Source organism: Micromonospora solifontis (assembly GCF_003725545.1).
Classification (GTDB): domain Bacteria; phylum Actinomycetota; class Actinomycetes; order Mycobacteriales; family Micromonosporaceae; genus Micromonospora; species Micromonospora solifontis.
In genome coordinates this window covers 1-269 of sequence record NZ_RJLN01000222.1, presented here as the reverse complement: position 1 = coordinate 269, position 269 = coordinate 1, and the positions used below count along the sequence as shown (strand labels likewise).

The 269-nt window shown below is 70.3% G+C and carries 1 protein-coding gene; it reads left to right on the top strand.

From position 1 onward, the window contains the following. Positions 1-269, top strand: a 269-nt coding sequence (locus EFE23_RS27950) for an acyltransferase domain-containing protein (RefSeq protein ID WP_123243826.1), incomplete at both ends; no start/stop codon positions are given.

Below are 269 nucleotides of genomic sequence, written 5' to 3'. Positions count from 1 at the left end.
CGGGAGGCGTTCGACCAGGCCTGCGAGGCGCTCAACCCGCACCTGGAACACCGGCTCCAGGACGTCGTGTTCGCCGAACCCGACACCGACCTCGCCGGCCTACTCGACAGCACCGCCTACACCCAACCCGCCCTGTTCGCCCTCCACACCGCCCTCCACCACGTCGCCACCACCCAACTCGGACTACACGCCGACCACCTCACCGGACACTCCCTCGGCGAAATCAGCGCCGCCCACCTCGCCGGCGTGTTGAGCCTGGACGACGCCGC